Source organism: Pseudomonas fakonensis (assembly GCF_019139895.1).
Lineage (GTDB): Bacteria > Pseudomonadota > Gammaproteobacteria > Pseudomonadales > Pseudomonadaceae > Aquipseudomonas > Aquipseudomonas fakonensis.
In genome coordinates, this window is the sequence record NZ_CP077076.1 from 4,996,453 (window position 1) to 5,013,274 (window position 16,822).

Sequence of the window (16,822 nt, forward strand, 5' to 3'; positions counted from 1 at the left end):
AGGGTCAGAGCAGCACCACATCGTATTGTTCCTGGGAATACATGGACTCGACCTGGAAACGAATGGTTCGCCCGATGAAGGCTTCAAGTTCGGCGACATTGCCCGACTCTTCGTCCAGCAGGCGGTCGACCACCTTCTGGTTGGCCAGCACCCGGTAGCCTTCGGCCTGGTAGGCGCGGGCTTCGCGGAGGATTTCGCGGAAAATTTCGTAACAAATGGTCTCAGGGGTCTTCAGCTTGCCCCGCCCCTGGCATGCCGCGCAGGGCTCGCACAGCACCTGCTCGAGGCTTTCACGGGTGCGCTTGCGGGTCATCTGCACCAGGCCCAGCTCGGTGATGCCGATGATGTTGGTCTTGGCATGATCACGCTCGAGCTGCTTCTCCAAGGTGCGCAGCACCTGGCGCTGGTGCTCCTCGTCCTCCATGTCGATGAAGTCGATGATGATGATCCCACCGATGTTACGCAGGCGCAGCTGCCGGGCAATGGCGGTGGCCGCCTCGAGGTTGGTCTTGAAGATGGTCTCTTCGAGGTTGCGGTGGCCGACGAAGGCCCCGGTGTTGACGTCGATGGTGGTCATCGCCTCGGCCGGGTCGACCACCAGGTAGCCACCGGACTTGAGCGGCACCTTGCGCTCCAGGGCGCGCTGGATTTCGTCCTCGACACCGTACAGGTCGAATATCGGCCGTTCGCCGGGGTAGTGCTCCAGGCGGTCGGCGATCTCCGGCATCAGCTCGGCAACGAACTGCGTGGTCTTCTGGAAGGTTTCCCGGGAATCGATGCGGATCTTCTCGATCTTGGCGTTGACCAGGTCGCGCAGGGTGCGCAGCGCCAGGCCCAGGTCCTCATAGATGACCGTCGGCGCACCGCAGGTCTGGATCTGCGAGCCGATCTGCTCCCACAGCCTGCGCAGGTAGCGGATGTCCTGCAGGATGTCTTCGGCCCGCGCGCCTTCGGCGGCGGTGCGCAAAATGAAGCCGCCGGCGTCTTTCATGTCCTCCTGGGCCATGCAGTCGGTAACCACCTGCTTGAGGCGATCACGCTCGGCTTCTTCCTCGATCTTCAGCGAAATACCGACGTGGCTGCTGCGCGGCATGTACACCAGGTAGCGCGACGGGATCGACAGCTGGGTGGTCAGGCGCGCGCCCTTGGTGCCGATCGGGTCCTTGGTCACCTGCACCACCAGCGCCTGGCCTTCGTGCACCAGCGCGGTGATGGTCTCGACCGCCGAGCCTTCGCGCTGGGAAATTTCCGAGGCGTGGATGAACGCTGCGCGCTCAAGACCGATATCGACGAACGCCGCCTGCATGCCCGGCAGCACCCGCACCACCTTGCCCTTGTAGATGTTGCCGACGATGCCGCGGCGCTGGGTGCGCTCGACATGCACTTCCTGCAGGACGCCGTTCTCCACCACCGCCACGCGTGATTCCATCGGGGTGATGTTGATCAGGATCTCTTCACTCATGGCAGGCTCTCGTCTATGGGCTTGGGTAATGATGGATCGCTTGCAAGGGGCTGGCTAGGGCTGCGCGAAATCCTCCGGCAGTTGCCAGCAGGCAATGGCGAACTGCTCCAGCAGCTCGGCGGTTTCACTCAGGGGCAGGCCGACCACGGCCGAGTAACTGCCTTCGATAGCGCTGACGAAGACCGCGCCCAGGCCCTGGATGGCATAGCCACCGGCCTTGTCCAGCGGCTCGCCGCTGTCCCAGTAGCGCAGGGCTTCTTCGAAGGAGATGGTGCGAAAACGTACTGTGGTGCTGACGCAGCGGCTGATGCTGCGCTTGCCGTCGGTCAGGGCCACGGCGGTGAGCACCTGGTGCTCGCGCTTGGACAGGTCGCCGAGCATGGCCAGGGCCTGCTCGCGGTTTGCTGGCTTGCCGAGGATGGCGCCATCCAGCACCACGGTGGTATCGGCCCCCAGCACCACGCCGTTGCCGTCGGTGTGGGCGAAACCGGCCACCGCCTTGGCCTGGGCCAGGCGCTCTACGTAGGCAGCCGGGGCCTCGCCGGGTAGCGGGGTTTCATCGATGGGCGCACTGACCACGGTGAAGGGTACGCCGATCTGGGTCAGCAGTTCACGTCGGCGTGGCGAGCCGGAGGCAAGGTACAGCTGGGTCATGCGGACGTCTCCCTGTCTGTGGTGGCGCGCGTCAGTGAATGTGCAGGCGCACGCGCAGGCCGCGCAGGGCGAAGCTCACCCACGGCCAGAGCAAGGCGCTGATCACCGCCGACCACACCAGTGCCAGGGTCGGCAGGCGGTTGCCGGTCAGGGCGCTGAGCCACAGCTGAATCAGCTGGGCGATGCCGAAGACCACCAGAATCACCAGGCTCTGCTGCCACACCGGGAACATGCGCAGGCGCTGCTGCAACGACAGCACCAGGAAGGTGATCAGGGTGAGGATGAGCGCGTTCTGCCCCAGCAAGGTGCCGTACAGCACGTCTTCGGCCAGGCCAAGCACGAACGCGGTGGTCATGCCCACCTTGCCGGGCACGGCCAGGGTCCAGAAGGCCAGCAACAGGGCCAGCCACATGGGCCGGAACACTTCCATGAACTGCGGCATGGGCGAGACGCTGAGCAACAGGCCGATGGCGAAGGTCAGCCAGATGACCCAGCCGTTTCTGCTACGGGTGCTGGCCATTATTGTCTCCGGGGTTGGGCAGGCGCGGCGGCCGGCTGGGCCGGAGCGCTGGCGGGCGTGCTGCCATGCGCCGCAGGTGCCGGTGCAGTCGCCGGTACAGTGCCATGTGCTGCCGGCGCCGGTGTGGCGGCTGGCTGGGTAGCGTTGGCGGCCGGCGGCGTGGCCGGGTTGGCCGGCGCCTGGCCGTGGCCCTGACGGTCGGCTTCTTCCTGGGCGATGGCCGCCTCGGTGGCGCGCTCTTCCGGGGTGCGCCGGTCGCTGAACACCAGCAGCATGTAGCGGCTGCGGTTAAGCGAAGCGGTCGGGATGGCGCGAACGATGGCGAACGGCTGGCCCGAGTCGTGGATCACTTCGTTGACCGTGGCCACCGGGTAACCCGCCGGGAAACGCTGGCCCATGCCGGAGCTGACCAACAGGTCGCCTTCCTTGATGTCGGCGGTGTCGGCCACGTGGCGCAGTTCCAGGCGCTCCGGGTTGCCGGTACCGCTGGCAATGGCGCGCAGGCCGTTGCGGTTGACCTGCACCGGGATGCTGTGGGTGGTGTCGGTGAGCAGCAATACCCGCGAGGTGTACGGCATCAGTTCGACCACCTGGCCCATCAGGCCGCGGGCATCGAGCACCGGCTGACCGAGGAATACGCCGTCGCGCTCGCCCTTGTTGATCAGGATGCGGTGGGTGAACGGGTTGGGGTCGACGCCGATCAGCTCGGCTACCTCGACCTTCTCATTGACCAGCGCCGAGGAGTTGAGCAGCTCGCGCAGGCGCACGTTCTGTTCGGTCAGGGCGGCCAGCTTCTGCAGCCGGCCCTGCAACAGCAGCGCTTCGGTCTTGAGTTTTTCGTTTTCGGCGATCAGCTCGGTGCGGCTGCCGAACTGGCCGGCCACGCCCTGCCACATGCGCTGCGGCAGGTCGGTGATCCAGTAGGATTCCATCAGCACCAGGCCCATCTGGCTGCGCACTGGCTTGAGCAGGTCAAAGCGCGAGTCGACCACCATCAACGCGACCGACATCACCACCAGCACCAGCAGGCGGACACCCAGCGAAGGGCCTTTGGAGAAAAGCGGTTTAATGGGCCGTTCCTCGTGGACGACGATTCAAGATGCCATTGAACATAGGCCTTGTACCGGCGAACTTGCCAATTGACGGAAACGGCGCCGCAAGCGGCGCCGAACAAGCGCATACAGGTAGCACTGTGCGTGCTACCTGTAAACCGGGGCGCTGTGCTGCTGCCGCGATCACTCGCTGGAGAGCAGGTCCATGGCGTGCTTGTCCATCATCTCCAGCGCACGGCCACCGCCGCGGGCAACGCAGGTCAGCGGGTCTTCGGCGACGATCACCGGCAGGCCGGTTTCCTGGGCCAGCAGCTTGTCGAGGTCACGCAGCAGGGCACCACCACCGGTCAGCACCAGACCACGCTCGGCGATGTCCGAAGCCAGCTCCGGCGGCGACTGCTCGAGGGCGCTCTTGACCGCCTGGACGATGGTCGCCAGCGATTCTTGCAGGGCTTCGAGCACCTCGTTGGAGTTCAGGGTGAAGGCACGTGGTACGCCTTCGGCCAGATTACGGCCACGCACGTCGACTTCGCGCACTTCGCCGCCCGGGTAGGCGGTACCGATTTCCTGCTTGATGCGCTCGGCGGTGGATTCGCCGATCAGGCTGCCGTAGTTGCGGCGCACGTAGGTGACGATGGCTTCGTCGAAGCGGTCGCCACCGACGCGTACGGACTCGGCGTAAACCACGCCGTTGAGCGAGATCAGGGCGATTTCGGTGGTACCGCCACCGATGTCGACGACCATCGAGCCACGGGCCTCTTCGACCGGCAGGCCGGCACCGATGGCAGCCGCCATGGGCTCTTCGATCAGGAACACTTCACGGGCACCGGCACCGAGGGCCGATTCACGGATGGCGCGGCGCTCGACCTGGGTCGATTTGCACGGCACGCAGATCAGCACGCGTGGGCTGGGCTGCAGGAAGCTGTTTTCGTGCACTTTGTTGATGAAGTACTGCAGCATTTTTTCACAAACGCTGAAGTCGGCGATCACGCCGTCCTTCATCGGACGAATGGCGGCGATGTTGCCCGGCGTACGGCCGAGCATGCGCTTGGCTTCGGTACCGACAGCGACGACGCTTTTCTGGTTGCCGTGGGTACGGATGGCAACAACCGAGGGCTCATTCAGGACGATACCGCGCTCACGCACGTAAATAAGGGTGTTGGCAGTACCCAGGTCGATGGAGAGATCGCTGGAAAACATGCCACGCAGTTTCTTGAACATGGGAAAGTGACCCTGGGGAAAGCGTGGGTAAAAAAGTGCGGCAAACTCTAACAATGGCAGGGATTTTGGGCAAGGAGCCAATATGTTAAATTGGCTGTTTTTCCGAGCATGCCAGCCGATGATCGCGGCCCTTTGACCGCCAGAATCCCGTCATGTTCCTCAATTGCGCTGCCATCGCGCTTTTTCGTTTCTGCTGGAGATCCCCATGGCGCTTGAACGCTCCGACGTGGAAAAGATCGCTCATCTGGCCCGCCTGGGCCTGGTCGAGAGCGAACTGCCACGCATTACCGAGGCCCTGAACAGCATTCTCGGGCTGGTCGACCAGATGCAAGCGGTCGACACGAGCGGCATCGAGCCCCTCGCCCACCCGCTGGAAGCCACCCAGCGCCTGCGCCCCGACCAGGTCACCGAAAGCAACCAGCGCGACCGCTACCAGGCCGTTGCCCCGTCGACCGAAAACGGTCTGTACCTGGTTCCGAAAGTCATCGATTAAGGGAAAGCGTCCGCCATGCATCAACTGTCTCTCGCCGAGATCGCCCGCGGCCTTGCCGACAAGTCGTTCTCTTCAGAAGAACTGACCGGCGCGCTGCTGTCGCGCATCAAGCAGCTCGACCCGCAGCTCAACAGCTTCATCACCGTCACTGAACAGCAGGCCCTGGAACAGGCTCGCGCCGCCGATGCCCGCCGCGCCGCCGGCGAAACCGGCGCGCTGCTGGGTGCGCCCATCGCCCACAAGGACCTGTTCTGCACCAACGGTATCCGCACCAGCTGCGGCTCGAAGATGCTCGACAACTTCACCGCCCCGTACGACGCCACCGTGGTGGCCAAGCTGGCCGAAGCCGGCATGGTCACCCTGGGCAAGACCAACATGGACGAGTTCGCCATGGGTTCGGCCAACGAATCCAGCCACTACGGCGCGGTGAAGAACCCATGGAACCTCGAGCACGTCCCGGGCGGCTCGTCCGGCGGTTCGGCCGCAGCAGTCGCCGCGCGCCTGCTGCCGGTGGCCACCGGCACCGACACCGGCGGTTCGATCCGCCAGCCGGCCGCGTTGACCAACCTCACCGGCCTCAAGCCCACCTACGGCCGCGTTTCGCGCTGGGGCATGATTGCCTATGCCTCCAGCCTCGACCAGGGCGGCCCGATGGCGCGCAGCGCCGAAGACTGCGCCCTGCTGCTGCAAGGCATGGCCGGGTTCGATAGAAACGACTCGACCAGCGTCGACGAACCCGTGCCGGACTACAGCGCCACGCTGAACGGCTCACTGCAGGGCCTGCGCATCGGCCTGCCAAAAGAGTACTTCGGTGCCGGCCTCGACCCGCGCATCGCAGAGCTGGTGCAAGCCAGCGTCAAGGAACTGGAACAGCTCGGCGCAGTGATCAAGCCCATCAGCCTGCCGAACATGCAGCACGCCATCCCTGCGTACTACGTGATCGCCCCGGCCGAGGCCTCTTCGAACCTGTCGCGCTTCGACGGTGTGCGCTTCGGCCACCGCTGCGACCAGCCCAAAGACCTCACCGACCTGTACAAGCGCTCGCGCGGCGAAGGCTTCGGCACTGAAGTTCAGCGGCGCATCATGGTCGGCACCTACGCCCTGTCGGCTGGCTACTACGACGCCTACTACGTCAAGGCGCAGCAGATCCGCCGCCTGATCAAGAACGACTTCATGGCCGCGTTCAACGACGTCGACGTGATCCTCGGCCCAACCACGCCGAACCCGGCCTGGAAGCTCGGCTCGAAGAACGCCGACCCGGTCGCCGCCTACCTTGAAGACGTCTACACCATCACCGCCAACCTGGCGGGCCTGCCAGGCCTGTCGATGCCGGCCGGCTTCGTCGACGGCCTGCCGGTGGGCGTGCAGCTGCTGGCGCCGTATTTCCAGGAAGGCCGCCTGCTCAACATCGCGCACCGCTACCAGCAAGTCACCGACTGGCACACCCGCGCCCCCAACGGCTTCTGAGGAATTCACACATGCAATGGGAAGTTGTGATCGGGCTGGAGATTCATACCCAGCTCGCCACCCAGTCGAAGATTTTCTCCGGCAGCGCCACCACCTTCGGCTCCGAGCCGAACACCCAGGCCAGCCTGGTCGACCTCGGCATGCCCGGCGTACTGCCGGTGCTCAACCAGGAAGCCGTGCGCATGGCGTGCATGTTCGGCCTGGCGATCGACGCCGAAATCGGCCCGCGCAACGTGTTCGCGCGCAAGAACTACTTCTACCCCGACCTGCCCAAGGGCTACCAGATCAGCCAGATGGACCTGCCGATCGTCGGCAAGGGCCACCTGGACATCGCCCTTGAAGACGGCACCCTCAAGCGCATCGGCGTAACCCGCGCGCACCTTGAAGAAGACGCCGGCAAGAGCCTGCACGAAGACTTCAACGGCGCCACCGGCATCGACCTGAACCGCGCCGGCACCCCGCTGCTGGAGATCGTCTCCGAGCCGGACATGCGCAGCGCCAAAGAGGCCGTGGCCTACGTCAAGGCGATCCACGCCCTGGTGCGCTACCTGGGCATCTGCGACGGCAACATGGCCGAAGGCTCGCTGCGTTGCGACTGCAACGTGTCGATCCGCCCGAAAGGCCAGGTCGAGTTCGGCACCCGCTGCGAGATCAAGAACGTCAACTCGTTCCGCTTCATCGAGCGCGCCATCAACAGCGAGATCCAGCGCCAGATCGACCTGATCGAGGACGGCGGCAAGGTGGTGCAGGAAACCCGCCTGTACGACCCGAACAAAGACGAGACCCGCTCCATGCGCAGCAAGGAGGAAGCCAACGACTACCGTTACTTCCCCGACCCGGACCTGCTGCCGGTGGTCATCGAGCCGTCCTTCCTCGACAGCGTGCGCGCCTCGCTGCCTGAGCTGCCCACACAAAAGGTCGAACGCTTCCAGAGCCAGTACGGCCTGTCGGCCTATGACGCCAACGTGCTGGCCGCAAGCCGCGAACAGGCCGAGTACTTCGAGCAGGTGGTCGCCATTGGTGGCGACGCCAAGCTTGCCGCCAACTGGGTCATGGTCGAGCTGGGCAGCCTGCTGAACAAGCTGGGCGTCGAAATCGACCAGTCGCCGGTCAGCGCCGAGCACCTGGGTGGCATGCTGCTGCGCATCCGTGACAACACCATCAGCGGCAAGATCGCCAAGACCGTGTTCGAGAAGATGGCCGCCGGCGAAGGCACTGCCGACCAGGTGATCGAAGCCAACGGCCTCAAGCAGGTGACCGACACCGGCGCCATCGAGAAGGTGCTGGACGAAATGCTCGCCGCCAACGCCGAGCAGGTCGAACAGTACCGCGCCGCCGACGAGGCCAAGCGCGGCAAGATGTTCGGCTTCTTCGTCGGCCAGGCAATGAAAGCCTCCAAAGGCAAGGCCAACCCGGGGCAAGTGAACCAAATGCTCAAGGCCAAGCTCGAAGGGTGATCCCGATTGCAGGGCAACCCGCTCCCACGTGGGAGCGGGCTTGCCCCGCGATTGTCAGTGGCAACAGCGGAGCATCCGACTTGCTAAAGCGTTCCCTCACCACCCTCACCCTCTTCTCCCTGCTGGCCGGCTGCGCCAGCCATGACATCGACCCCCGCGGCTACGACCAAAGCGGCACCGCCTCCTACTACGGCGCCCGCCACCACGGCAAACGCACCGCCAGTGGCGAGCCCTTCAACCAGCACGGCCTCACCGCCGCCCACCGCAGCCTGCCCTTCGGCACCCGCGTGCTGGTCACCAACCTCAGCAACCAGCAAAGCGTGGTGGTACGCATCAACGACCGCGGCCCGCATACCCGTGGCCGGCTGATCGACCTGTCACGGGCTGCTGCAGAAAAAATCGGCATGCTCCGTAGCGGAACGGCGCGCGTGCGGGTACAAGGTCTGAGCGACTGACCTGACTGGAGCCCTTCGCCATTTTCGACCTGGCCACCCTCCCAACCTTCAGCCTCCTGCAACTGGCCGCAGGCCTGCTGCTGCTGATCATCGGCGCCGAACTGCTGGTGCGCGCGGCCCTGCGCCTGGCCACCCGCCTGCACGTGCGCCCGCTGATCATCGGCCTGAGCCTGGTGGCCTTCGGCAGCACCGCGCCGCAACTGACCGTGAGCCTGCAGGCCGCCTACCAGGGCGCGCCGGACGTCGCCGTGGGCAGCGTGGTCGGCAGCAACATATTCAACGTGCTGGTGATTCTCGGCCTGGCCGCGCTGATCATCCCGTTACGGGTATCACGCCAACTGGTGCGCCTGGACATCCCGCTGATGATCGGCGCCAGCGCGCTGGTCTCTGCACTGGCCGGCAACGGCCTGCTGGGGCGCTTCGAAGGTGCGGTGCTGCTGCTGGGGCTGCTGGGCTACCTGCTGATGCTCTGGCACCAGTCGCGGCACTACGCCCGCACCTACCCCCATGCACAGGCCGCGCACACCAGCGCCTGGCGCTTCTGGAGCGCAACCTTGCTGCAGACCTTGCTGGGGCTTGGCCTGCTGAGCCTGGCCGGGCACCTGCTGTTGGAGGCCGCTGTAGAGGTGGCCACCGACCTGGGCCTGTCGGAGCGCATCATCGGCCTGACCGTGGTGGCGGTGTGCACCTCGCTGCCGGAGCTGGCCGCCGCGCTGCTCGCCGCGCTGCGCGGCGAGCGGGAGATCGCCGTGGGCACAGTGATCGGCAGCAACCTGTTCAACCTGCTGGCCGTGCTGGGGCTGACCGCACTGGTCACCCCCGAGCCGCTGTCCATCTCCCCCAACGCCCTGGCCTTCGACCTGCCGGTGATGCTCGGGGTCGCCGCGCTGTGCCTGCCGGTGTTCTACTCCGGCTACCGCGTCACCCGCGCCGAAGGCCTGGTGTTCCTCTGCCTGTACCTGGCCTACGGCCTGCACGTGGTGACCTTCACCACCGGCCTGCCGCTGGCCGGGCGCCTCGAACGACTGATGCTGTTCTACGTACTGCCGGTGCTGGGCGTCGTGCTGCTTTACACCACGGTCCGCGCCTGGCGCCGCCAACACTGAGGGTAAAACATGACTGACAGGAAAAAAGCCGGCGAACAGATTCGCCGCCAGGTGATGGGTGATGTGTTCGTCGACCGCGCGCTGGGCAACGCTACCGACTTCACCCAGCCACTGCAGGACTTCGTCAACGAGCACGCCTGGGGCAGCGTCTGGGCCCGCGACGGCCTGCCATTGAAAACCCGCAGCCTGATCACCCTGGCCACCCTGACCGCGCTCAAGTGCCCGCAGGAGCTCAAGGGGCACGTGCGCGGGGCACTGAACAACGGCTGCACGGTGGAGGAGATCCGCGAAGCGCTGCTGCACTGCGCGGTGTATGCCGGGGTGCCGGCGGCGATCGATGCATTCCGTGCGGCGCAGGAAGTGATAGACAGCTATCAGGGCTGATGGCCCTATCGCCGGCAAGCCGGCCCCTACAGGTGTTGCACCTGAATGCGGCGCGATCCCTGTAGGAGCGGGCTTGCCCGCGAAGAGGCCGGCCCGGCAGACGCTACCTGGCCTGGCGCGCCTTTTTCATGCGGAACGCCACCCACAGCACTGCAATCCAGGCCGGAATCAGCATCACCGAAATGCGGATCGGCGGCGTCAGGTACATCACCACCAGAATCAGCACGATGAATGCCAGGCACAGGTAGTTGCTGACCGGGTGCCCCCAGCTGCGGTAGAACGGCGTGATGCCGGCCGCAAGCTTGGCCTTGCGGAACTTGAGGTGAGTAATACTGATGCTCGCCCAGTTGATCACCAGCGCCGACACCGCCAGCGCCATCAGCAGGCCGAAGGCTTCGCCCGGCATCAGGTAGTTGATCACCACGCACAGGCCGGTGGCGAAGGCCGACACGCCCAGGGCGGTCAGCGGTACGCCACGGCGGCTGACTTTCAGCAGTTGGCGTGGCGCATCCCCCTGCGAGGCCAGGCCGAACAACATGCGGCTGTTGGCGTACACGCAGCTGTTGTACACCGACAGCGCGGCAGTCAGCACCACCACGTTGAGGATGGTCGCCACCAGGTCGCTGTCCAGCTCGTGGAAGATCATCACGAACGGGCTGCCGCCCTGCACCACCTTCTGCCACGGGTACAGCGACAGCAGCACCGCCAGGGCGCCGATGTAGAAGATCAAAATGCGGTACACCACCTGGTTGGTGGCCTTGGGGATGCTCTCGCGCGGGTTGGCCGCCTCGGCGGCGGTAATGCCCACCAGCTCCAGGCCGCCAAAGCTGAACATGATCACCGCCAGCGCCATCACCAGCCCGGTGATGCCATTGGGGAAGAAGCCGCCGTATTGCCACAGGTTGGCCACGCTGGCATCCGGGCCGCCGTGGCCGCTGCCCAGCAGCCAGGCACCGAAGCCGATCATGCTGACGATGGCCACCACCTTGACCAGGGCGAACCAGAACTCCAGCTCGCCGTAAACTTTTACCTGGGTCAGGTTGATGGCGTTGATCACCACGAAGAAGATCGCCGCCGTGGCCCAGGTGGGGAAGTCCGGCCACCAGTACTTGACGTAGATACCCACGGCGGTGAGCTCGGCCATGCCGACCAGCACGTATACCACCCAGTAGTTCCAGCCCGAAACAAAGCCTGCGAACTCGCTCCAGTACTGGTGGGCAAAGTGGCTGAAGCTGCCGGCGACCGGTTCTTCGACCACCATCTCGCCGAGCTGGCGCATGATCAGGAAGGCCATCAGGCCGGCGACCGCATAGCCCAGCAGCACCGAAGGGCCGGCCAACTGGATGGTCTGGGCGATGCCCAGGAACAGCCCGGTGCCGATGGCACCGCCCAGCGCGATCAGCTGGATATGGCGGTTCTTCAGCCCGCGCTGCAAGCGCTCGGGCGTGCTCTGGTCTTGCATGAAGTGTCCTTTAGGTGTGGCAGTGTTCATTTATTGTTAGTGCAGCGAGGCTCTAGATCCAGCCGCCCCACTGCAAGACGAAAATTCCGATATTGGTGGTGATTGCCGCCATCAGCGTGGTGATCACGATGATCGACGCCGCCAGTTCATGGTTGCCGTTGGCGGCCCGCGCCATCACGTAGCTGGCCGCCGCCGTGGGGCTGCCGATGTACAGGAACAGGATGCCCAGCTCGGCGCCCCTGAAGCCACATAGCCAGGCGCCCAGGGTGCCCAGCAGCGGTAGCCAGACCATCTTCACCAGGCTCACGTCCACAGCCAGCTTGCCGCTGTCGCGCAAGGCCGCCAGCGACAGGGTGCCGCCAATGCAGATCAGCGCCAGCGGCAGGGTCATCTGCGCCAGGTAGTCGCCGGAGGTGAGCAGCCAGTTGGGCAGCGGCACCTGGCCGTAGGCCATGGGCGTTGCGGCCAGCACACTGAGAATCAGCGGGTTGCTGAAGATGTTCTTGCAGATGCTCCACGGGTCGGACTTGAGGTTCGGGCTGTACACCGCCAGTACCACCGCCGACAGCGAGTTGTACATGAGGATCACCAGGCCCGCGAGCACCGCCCCCAGCGAGATGCCGTAGTCGCCGTACAGGCTGGCCGCCAGGGCCAGGCCGATCACCCCGTTGTTGCCGCGAAACGCGCCCTGGGTGTAGATGCCGCGGTCGGCCAGCGGGCTGCGCCAGATGGCCATGCCCCAGGACAGGGCGAAGCCCACCAGGGTGGCGATGATGAAGTAGAAGATCACCCCGGGCTTGACCGCTGCGGCCAGGTCGGCGTGGTAGATGCCGAGGAACAGCAGCGCCGGCATGCACACATTGAATACCAGCGACGAGGCGACCTTGCTGAAATTGTCGTCGATCAGGCCGATGCGCCGGAGCAATACGCCCATGAACAGCATGGCGAACACGGGGGCCGTGATGTTCAGTGTCTGGATAAGAAGGGCGAGCATGCCGCGCGATCCTGAGGGTTGCCGTTAGGGGGCTAATCATACGTCAGTGCCAGTGCCTTGCGCCCGTCGAAGCTGCCAGTTGGCAGCAATAACCGCGCTTGACGTAGGAAATTTCCTGATTATGATGACGAACACTGTACATGCATACAGTTAAACGGAATATCCAGACAGTGCAAGGAGCAAATCATGTCAGGAATGCAGCATTCGCCTGTGGCCAACCAAGCCCAGGCCAACCTCGTGGTCGCCGACCTCGAGCAACTGTTCGACCAGCAGGGCATCGCCCTGCCCGGCCCGGACAGCCACCTGGTGCTGGTCATGCACGGGCATCACACCCTCAAGTACCACCGCTTCGACGCCCCCGCGGCCAGCCCGCAACCGGACAACCGCGGGCCGCAATTGTTCTTCGAAGGCGCTGAGCACACCGCCATTGGCGATAACACCCTGTTACGCTTCGAGGCCGGCCAGCCCGGCATCCCTGCGCACCAGGCGCCCCTGCCGCTGCCCAACGGCCTGCACCTGACCTACGGCCAGGTGATTGCCCTGGGTGGCGACTTCTATGGCCTGCCAGAGCAGCCGATCGCCGACGGTGCCAACCAGGCCGAGCGCATCGCGCGTTTTACCCAGGCGTTCGATTCGCTGGCCCGGTTGCCAGCAGCCAAAGATGAAGCCGAGCAGATTCTCGCCGTCATGCAGGAAGAAATCCGCGCGGCCAACCAGGCAATCAAGGACGGGCGCCAGCCCCACGAAGCCTACGACGCCCTCGGCGACAGCCTGTCGGCGCGCTGGAACCGTATCACCGGCGGCGGCAGCTTCGTCTCCGACCTGTTCCCGCTGGGCCGCTACCTGAAGCTTGCGGCCAGCAACTGGGACCACTTCGGCCCCTGGGCGCTACTGGCCTACCAGGCCGGCCACAGCGCCGCCCTGCGCCAGGCCCTCACCGCCCACGCCAGCGGCGCCGAGCAGGACCTGCAACTGGCCTACGCGATGAACGCCTTCGCCGACCACTTCCTCACCGACCTGTTCTCGGCAGGCCACCTGCGGGTGCCGCGCAAGGCACTGGCCGACAGCGTCACCCCAAGCGATGTCGGCTCGCTGATTTCGCGTTTCATGCACGATGAGGACAGCCAGTACGGCCTGGTGGTGCGCAACGCCGAAGGTGAGCAGTGGCGCGCCTATGGCGACAAGCGTTACTTCGACAGCGTCGATGTGGCCAACCGGCGCCAGGTCGCGCGCGCGGTGCAGCGCTCGGCGGATGAAGTGTTCGAAGCCTTCGTGTCCGGCCACCTGCCACAGCCGGCTGACTACACCGCCCTGCGCCTGGTCCCCGACCTGCAAGCTGCCGAGCAGGACCTGGTGCCCGGCAACTTCGCCCCGCTGTACTTCCAGCAAGGCAAGACCGTGCTGCGGCGCAAGGACGTCAACGACCTCAACGACCGCAACCGCACCGCCGACTGGTGGGGCTGGAGCACCTACCTGCTGCTCAAGGACTACCAGCCGAACACACCCGCCGGGTTCATCCCGGCGCCGGGCGGCTCACCGTCGATCAGCAGTTGGCAGCGCCAGCAGCCGGACGGCCTGAACTGGCAGCGCGGCAACGCGGTGCGCTATGCGTACAGCATCACCGACCGGCTCGATGAGTCGTACATCGGTCCCTGGAGCGCCTATGCCGAGCTGGCCGAACAGTTTCACCCCACCCTGCAAGTACCGGTGGACGGCCAGCGACGCGGGCGCAACCTGTTCCGCCAGTTCCGCGGCGGCTCGCCAGAACTGATCGCCAGCCTGGATGGCCTGGCAACTACCTATACCGATCGCAACCCGTGAAAAGGAGGTCACCGATGACTGTCAGGATCAAACTGGAGCTGGCTTCGGGTCAGTCGTTGGCCGGCATGGCGCTGCAGGTGCTGCGTGATGGCCAGGTGATTGGCCAGGCCAAGGTGCCGGTGCAAGGGCCGCTGGTGCTTGAGGTGCCGGCCGGGGGTGGGCAGTTGGCGGTGCGGGCCGACCGCTTGCAGGCAAGCTAACCATTACCTGTAGGAGCCGGCTTGCCGGCGATGAGGCCCGTTCGGGCCACAAACATTCAGCGCCTGAACGGGCCTCATCGCTGGCAAGCCAGCTCCTACAGGTCCACGGCAAACCTTGGAGATGTCAGCGCCGTACCGGGCGCTTTTGCAGTTTGCGCTGCAGGGTGCGCCGGTGCATGCCCAGCGCCCGCGCGGTGGCGGAGATGTTGCCCTCGTGCTCACCCAGCACACGCTGGATGTGCTCCCACTGCAAACGGTCCACCGACATCGGGTTCTCTGGCACCAGGGTGTCCAGGTCGGTGTGCTCCGACAGCAATGCCGCCAGCACGTCATCGGCGTCGGCCGGCTTGCACAGGTAGTTGCAGGCGCCGCGCTTGACCGCCTCCACTGCCGTGGCAATGCTCGAGTAGCCGGTCAGGATGACCACGCGCATTTCCGGGTCCAGCGCCAGCAGCTTGGGCAGCAGCACCAGGCCCGAGTCGCCTTCCATCTTCAGGTCCAGGGTGGCGTAGTCGGGCAGGTCCTGCTCGGCCAGCTTCAGGCCTTCTTCAGCCGAGCTCGCGGTGCTCACGCGGAAACCGCGGCGGCTCATGGCGCGCGCCATCACCCGGGTGAAAGTGGCGTCGTCGTCCACCAGCAGCAGGTGCGGCAGTTCTTCGCCTTCGACCTGGTTTTCTTCGCTCATATCAATCTCCTCGCTTGCCATGGGGCAGGCGCAATTCGGTCAGGGTGCCACCCTGCTCATGACTATAGAGTTTCACCGAACCGCCCGCACGGGTCACGCTGGCCTTGCTCAAGAACAGGCCCAGGCCGAAGCCTTTGCCCTTGGTGGTAATGAAGGGTTTGCCGATGGCCTCGGCAATGGCCGGCGGTACGCCCGGGCCGTGGTCGCGGATGCTGATGACGATGTCCTGCAGGTCCCAGTCCAGGCGCACCTCGAGGTCGTCCGGGCAGGCATCGGCGGCATTGTTCAACAGGTTCAGCAGCGCCTGGGTGAGGTCCGGCGGCGGGGTCAGCCGTGGCACCTCGCCATCGCGCAGGCGTTGGAAGCGGTAGCTGGCTTCAGGGCGCATCAGGTGCCAGCGGTTGAGCGCCTCGTCCAGCCAGGCGGTGACGTCCTGCTCGACGATCGCCAGGCGGCGGTTGGCCTCGGCGGCGCGCACCAGTTGCTGCAGGGTCTCCTTGCACAGCTTGACCTGGTCCTGAAGGATCTGCAGGTCCTCCTGCAGCAACGGGTCGGTGTGGTCCTGGCGCATTTCGTTGATCAACACGCTCATGGTCGCCAGCGGCGTGCCCAGCTCGTGGGCAGCGCCCGCTGCCTGGGTGGCCACGGCCAGCAGTTGCTCGTCGCGCAGGCTCTCTTCGCGGCGCTCGGCACGCAGGTGCTCCTGGCGGCGCAGTTCTTCGGCCATGCGCGCGGCAAAGAAGGTGATCACCCCGGCTGCCAGGGCGATGCTCAGCCACATGCCGTACACCTGCATGGTGTCGCGCGCCAGCGGCAGCGTCTCCAGCGGGTAGAACTGCACCAGCAGCAGGCTGTAGGCCACCAGCGCAATGCCCGACAGCACCAGCGAGTAGATCCACGGCAGGGTCACTGCGGCAATCGCCAGCGGCACCAGGTAATAAGACACAAACGGGTTGGTCGAGCCGCCCGAGTAATACAGCAGCGCACTGTGGATCAGCAGGTCGCAGGCCAGTTGCAGGGCGTACTCCATCTCGGTGACCGGCACTGACAAACGCAGGCGCAGCGCGGTGAACGCGCACAGCAGCGAAGACAGGGCCAGGGTGACGGCCAGCGAGAACCACGGCAGCGGCAGCAGTTCGGTCCAGTAGGCCACGCCCACGGAGCCGGCCTGGGCGGCCAGCACGAGGATGCGGATGACGGTCAGGCGCCAGAGGTTCTGGCGTGTCGCAGATAGCGGATGTACGGCGGCGAGCATGAGCTCTCCCGATGAGTGCTCCAGGAAAATCGGCTGGAGTATACCGAAGCCAGACGCCTCGCTGCAGCGATGCGGCAAAGCGCCACACTTTGTCACAGATTCATGATGGCACTTTTGAACCCACTACACTGTCC

General features: G+C 65.3%; 17 protein-coding genes. 8 read left to right on the plus strand and 9 right to left on the minus strand.

The features are described 5' to 3' along the window. Window positions 1-4 precede the first annotated feature (4 nt). The 5 genes from rng to mreB form a co-directional block, all read right to left on the minus strand. A complete protein-coding gene (gene rng, locus KSS94_RS22015; RefSeq protein ID WP_217840169.1) occupies window positions 5-1,462 on the minus strand; it encodes a ribonuclease G in 1,458 nt (485 codons plus the stop codon). Window positions 1,463-1,516: 54 nt separating this feature from the next. Next, the gene (locus tag KSS94_RS22020) at window positions 1,517-2,116 is read right to left on the minus strand and encodes a Maf family protein (RefSeq protein WP_217840170.1); all 600 of its coding nucleotides are present in this window, start codon (window positions 2,114-2,116) and stop codon (window positions 1,517-1,519) included. Between the two features lie 31 nt (window positions 2,117-2,147). After that, entirely contained in the window at window positions 2,148-2,636 is a 489-nt protein-coding gene (gene mreD / locus KSS94_RS22025) for a rod shape-determining protein MreD (RefSeq protein ID WP_217840171.1), read from the minus strand. Then, the gene (gene mreC, locus KSS94_RS22030; protein ID WP_437180022.1) at window positions 2,636-3,676 is read right to left on the minus strand and encodes a rod shape-determining protein MreC; all 1,041 of its coding nucleotides are present in this window, start codon (window positions 3,674-3,676) and stop codon (window positions 2,636-2,638) included. Before mreC ends, mreD begins: the two co-directional genes overlap by 1 nt. A gap of 195 nt (window positions 3,677-3,871) precedes the next feature. Next, window positions 3,872-4,909 carry a rod shape-determining protein MreB gene (gene mreB, locus KSS94_RS22035; RefSeq protein WP_003255163.1) on the minus strand — a complete coding sequence of 346 codons (1,038 nt, stop codon included), beginning with the start codon at window positions 4,907-4,909 and terminating at the stop codon, window positions 3,872-3,874. 205 nt (window positions 4,910-5,114) lie between these two features. Here mreB and gatC point away from each other — a divergent pair, with 205 nt between their 5' ends. The 6 genes from gatC (at window position 5,115) to KSS94_RS22065 (ending at window position 10,271) form a co-directional block, all read left to right on the plus strand. Beyond that, window positions 5,115-5,402 carry an Asp-tRNA(Asn)/Glu-tRNA(Gln) amidotransferase subunit GatC gene (gene gatC / locus KSS94_RS22040; RefSeq protein ID WP_217840172.1) on the plus strand — a complete coding sequence of 96 codons (288 nt, stop codon included), beginning with the start codon at window positions 5,115-5,117 and terminating at the stop codon, window positions 5,400-5,402. A gap of 15 nt (window positions 5,403-5,417) precedes the next feature. Further along, entirely contained in the window at window positions 5,418-6,869 is a 1,452-nt protein-coding gene (gene gatA / locus KSS94_RS22045) for an Asp-tRNA(Asn)/Glu-tRNA(Gln) amidotransferase subunit GatA (protein ID WP_217840173.1), read from the plus strand. Between the two features lie 11 nt (window positions 6,870-6,880). Next, window positions 6,881-8,326 carry an Asp-tRNA(Asn)/Glu-tRNA(Gln) amidotransferase subunit GatB gene (gene gatB / locus KSS94_RS22050; protein ID WP_217840174.1) on the plus strand — a complete coding sequence of 482 codons (1,446 nt, stop codon included), beginning with the start codon at window positions 6,881-6,883 and terminating at the stop codon, window positions 8,324-8,326. 80 nt (window positions 8,327-8,406) lie between these two features. Then, a complete protein-coding gene (locus tag KSS94_RS22055; protein WP_217840175.1) occupies window positions 8,407-8,781 on the plus strand; it encodes a septal ring lytic transglycosylase RlpA family protein in 375 nt (124 codons plus the stop codon). 62 nt (window positions 8,782-8,843) lie between these two features. Continuing rightward, window positions 8,844-9,887, plus strand: coding sequence for a calcium/sodium antiporter (locus KSS94_RS22060; protein WP_217843644.1), 1,044 nt, complete (start codon window positions 8,844-8,846; stop codon window positions 9,885-9,887). Window positions 9,888-9,896: 9 nt separating this feature from the next. Next, window positions 9,897-10,271: a carboxymuconolactone decarboxylase family protein gene (locus KSS94_RS22065; RefSeq protein ID WP_217840176.1), complete on the plus strand. Its 375-nt coding sequence runs from the start codon at window positions 9,897-9,899 to the stop codon at window positions 10,269-10,271. A 103-nt stretch (window positions 10,272-10,374) separates the two neighbouring features. Here the strand turns inward: KSS94_RS22065 and KSS94_RS22070 are convergent, their stop codons facing one another. Beyond that, window positions 10,375-11,733: an amino acid permease gene (locus tag KSS94_RS22070; protein ID WP_217840177.1), complete on the minus strand. Its 1,359-nt coding sequence runs from the start codon at window positions 11,731-11,733 to the stop codon at window positions 10,375-10,377. A gap of 52 nt (window positions 11,734-11,785) precedes the next feature. Then, window positions 11,786-12,727 (minus strand): AEC family transporter, encoded by a 942-nt coding sequence (locus tag KSS94_RS22075; protein WP_217840178.1) that lies wholly within the window; start codon window positions 12,725-12,727, stop codon window positions 11,786-11,788. 186 nt (window positions 12,728-12,913) lie between these two features. Here KSS94_RS22075 and KSS94_RS22080 point away from each other — a divergent pair, with 186 nt between their 5' ends. Both KSS94_RS22080 and KSS94_RS22085 read left to right on the plus strand, forming a co-directional pair. Further along, window positions 12,914-14,548, plus strand: coding sequence for a phospholipase (locus KSS94_RS22080; RefSeq protein WP_217840179.1), 1,635 nt, complete (start codon window positions 12,914-12,916; stop codon window positions 14,546-14,548). A gap of 14 nt (window positions 14,549-14,562) precedes the next feature. Then, complete coding sequence (locus tag KSS94_RS22085) at window positions 14,563-14,748, plus strand: hypothetical protein (RefSeq protein ID WP_217840180.1); 186 nt, start codon at window positions 14,563-14,565, stop codon at window positions 14,746-14,748. A gap of 124 nt (window positions 14,749-14,872) precedes the next feature. Here KSS94_RS22085 and KSS94_RS22090 read toward each other — a convergent pair whose 3' ends face one another. Then, window positions 14,873-15,433 (minus strand): response regulator transcription factor, encoded by a 561-nt coding sequence (locus tag KSS94_RS22090; protein WP_217840181.1) that lies wholly within the window; start codon window positions 15,431-15,433, stop codon window positions 14,873-14,875. 1 nt (window position 15,434) lies between these two features. After that, window positions 15,435-16,688, minus strand: a complete 1,254-nt coding sequence (locus KSS94_RS22095) for an ATP-binding protein (RefSeq protein ID WP_217840182.1) — start codon at window positions 16,686-16,688, stop codon at window positions 15,435-15,437. Between the last annotated feature and the right edge of the window lie 134 nt (window positions 16,689-16,822).

What these genes read in the sequence shown, in the direction of transcription:
- KSS94_RS22075 (WP_217840178.1), bottom strand. Translation starts at nt 12,727, where the DNA reads ATGCTCGCCCTTCTTATCCAGACACTGAACATCACGGCCCCCGTGTTC.
- gatA (WP_217840173.1), top strand. Translation starts at nt 5,418, where the DNA reads ATGCATCAACTGTCTCTCGCCGAGATCGCCCGCGGCCTTGCCGACAAG.
- KSS94_RS22085 (WP_217840180.1), top strand. Translation starts at nt 14,563, where the DNA reads ATGACTGTCAGGATCAAACTGGAGCTGGCTTCGGGTCAGTCGTTGGCC.
- KSS94_RS22095 (WP_217840182.1), bottom strand. Translation starts at nt 16,688, where the DNA reads ATGCTCGCCGCCGTACATCCGCTATCTGCGACACGCCAGAACCTCTGG.
- gatC (WP_217840172.1), top strand. Translation starts at nt 5,115, where the DNA reads ATGGCGCTTGAACGCTCCGACGTGGAAAAGATCGCTCATCTGGCCCGC.
- gatB (WP_217840174.1), top strand. Translation starts at nt 6,881, where the DNA reads ATGCAATGGGAAGTTGTGATCGGGCTGGAGATTCATACCCAGCTCGCC.
- KSS94_RS22020 (WP_217840170.1), bottom strand. Translation starts at nt 2,116, where the DNA reads ATGACCCAGCTGTACCTTGCCTCCGGCTCGCCACGCCGACGTGAACTG.
- KSS94_RS22070 (WP_217840177.1), bottom strand. Translation starts at nt 11,733, where the DNA reads ATGCAAGACCAGAGCACGCCCGAGCGCTTGCAGCGCGGGCTGAAGAAC.
- rng (WP_217840169.1), bottom strand. Translation starts at nt 1,462, where the DNA reads ATGAGTGAAGAGATCCTGATCAACATCACCCCGATGGAATCACGCGTG.
- mreB (WP_003255163.1), bottom strand. Translation starts at nt 4,909, where the DNA reads ATGTTCAAGAAACTGCGTGGCATGTTTTCCAGCGATCTCTCCATCGAC.
- mreD (WP_217840171.1), bottom strand. Translation starts at nt 2,636, where the DNA reads ATGGCCAGCACCCGTAGCAGAAACGGCTGGGTCATCTGGCTGACCTTC.
- KSS94_RS22090 (WP_217840181.1), bottom strand. Translation starts at nt 15,433, where the DNA reads ATGAGCGAAGAAAACCAGGTCGAAGGCGAAGAACTGCCGCACCTGCTG.
- KSS94_RS22080 (WP_217840179.1), top strand. Translation starts at nt 12,914, where the DNA reads ATGTCAGGAATGCAGCATTCGCCTGTGGCCAACCAAGCCCAGGCCAAC.
- KSS94_RS22065 (WP_217840176.1), top strand. Translation starts at nt 9,897, where the DNA reads ATGACTGACAGGAAAAAAGCCGGCGAACAGATTCGCCGCCAGGTGATG.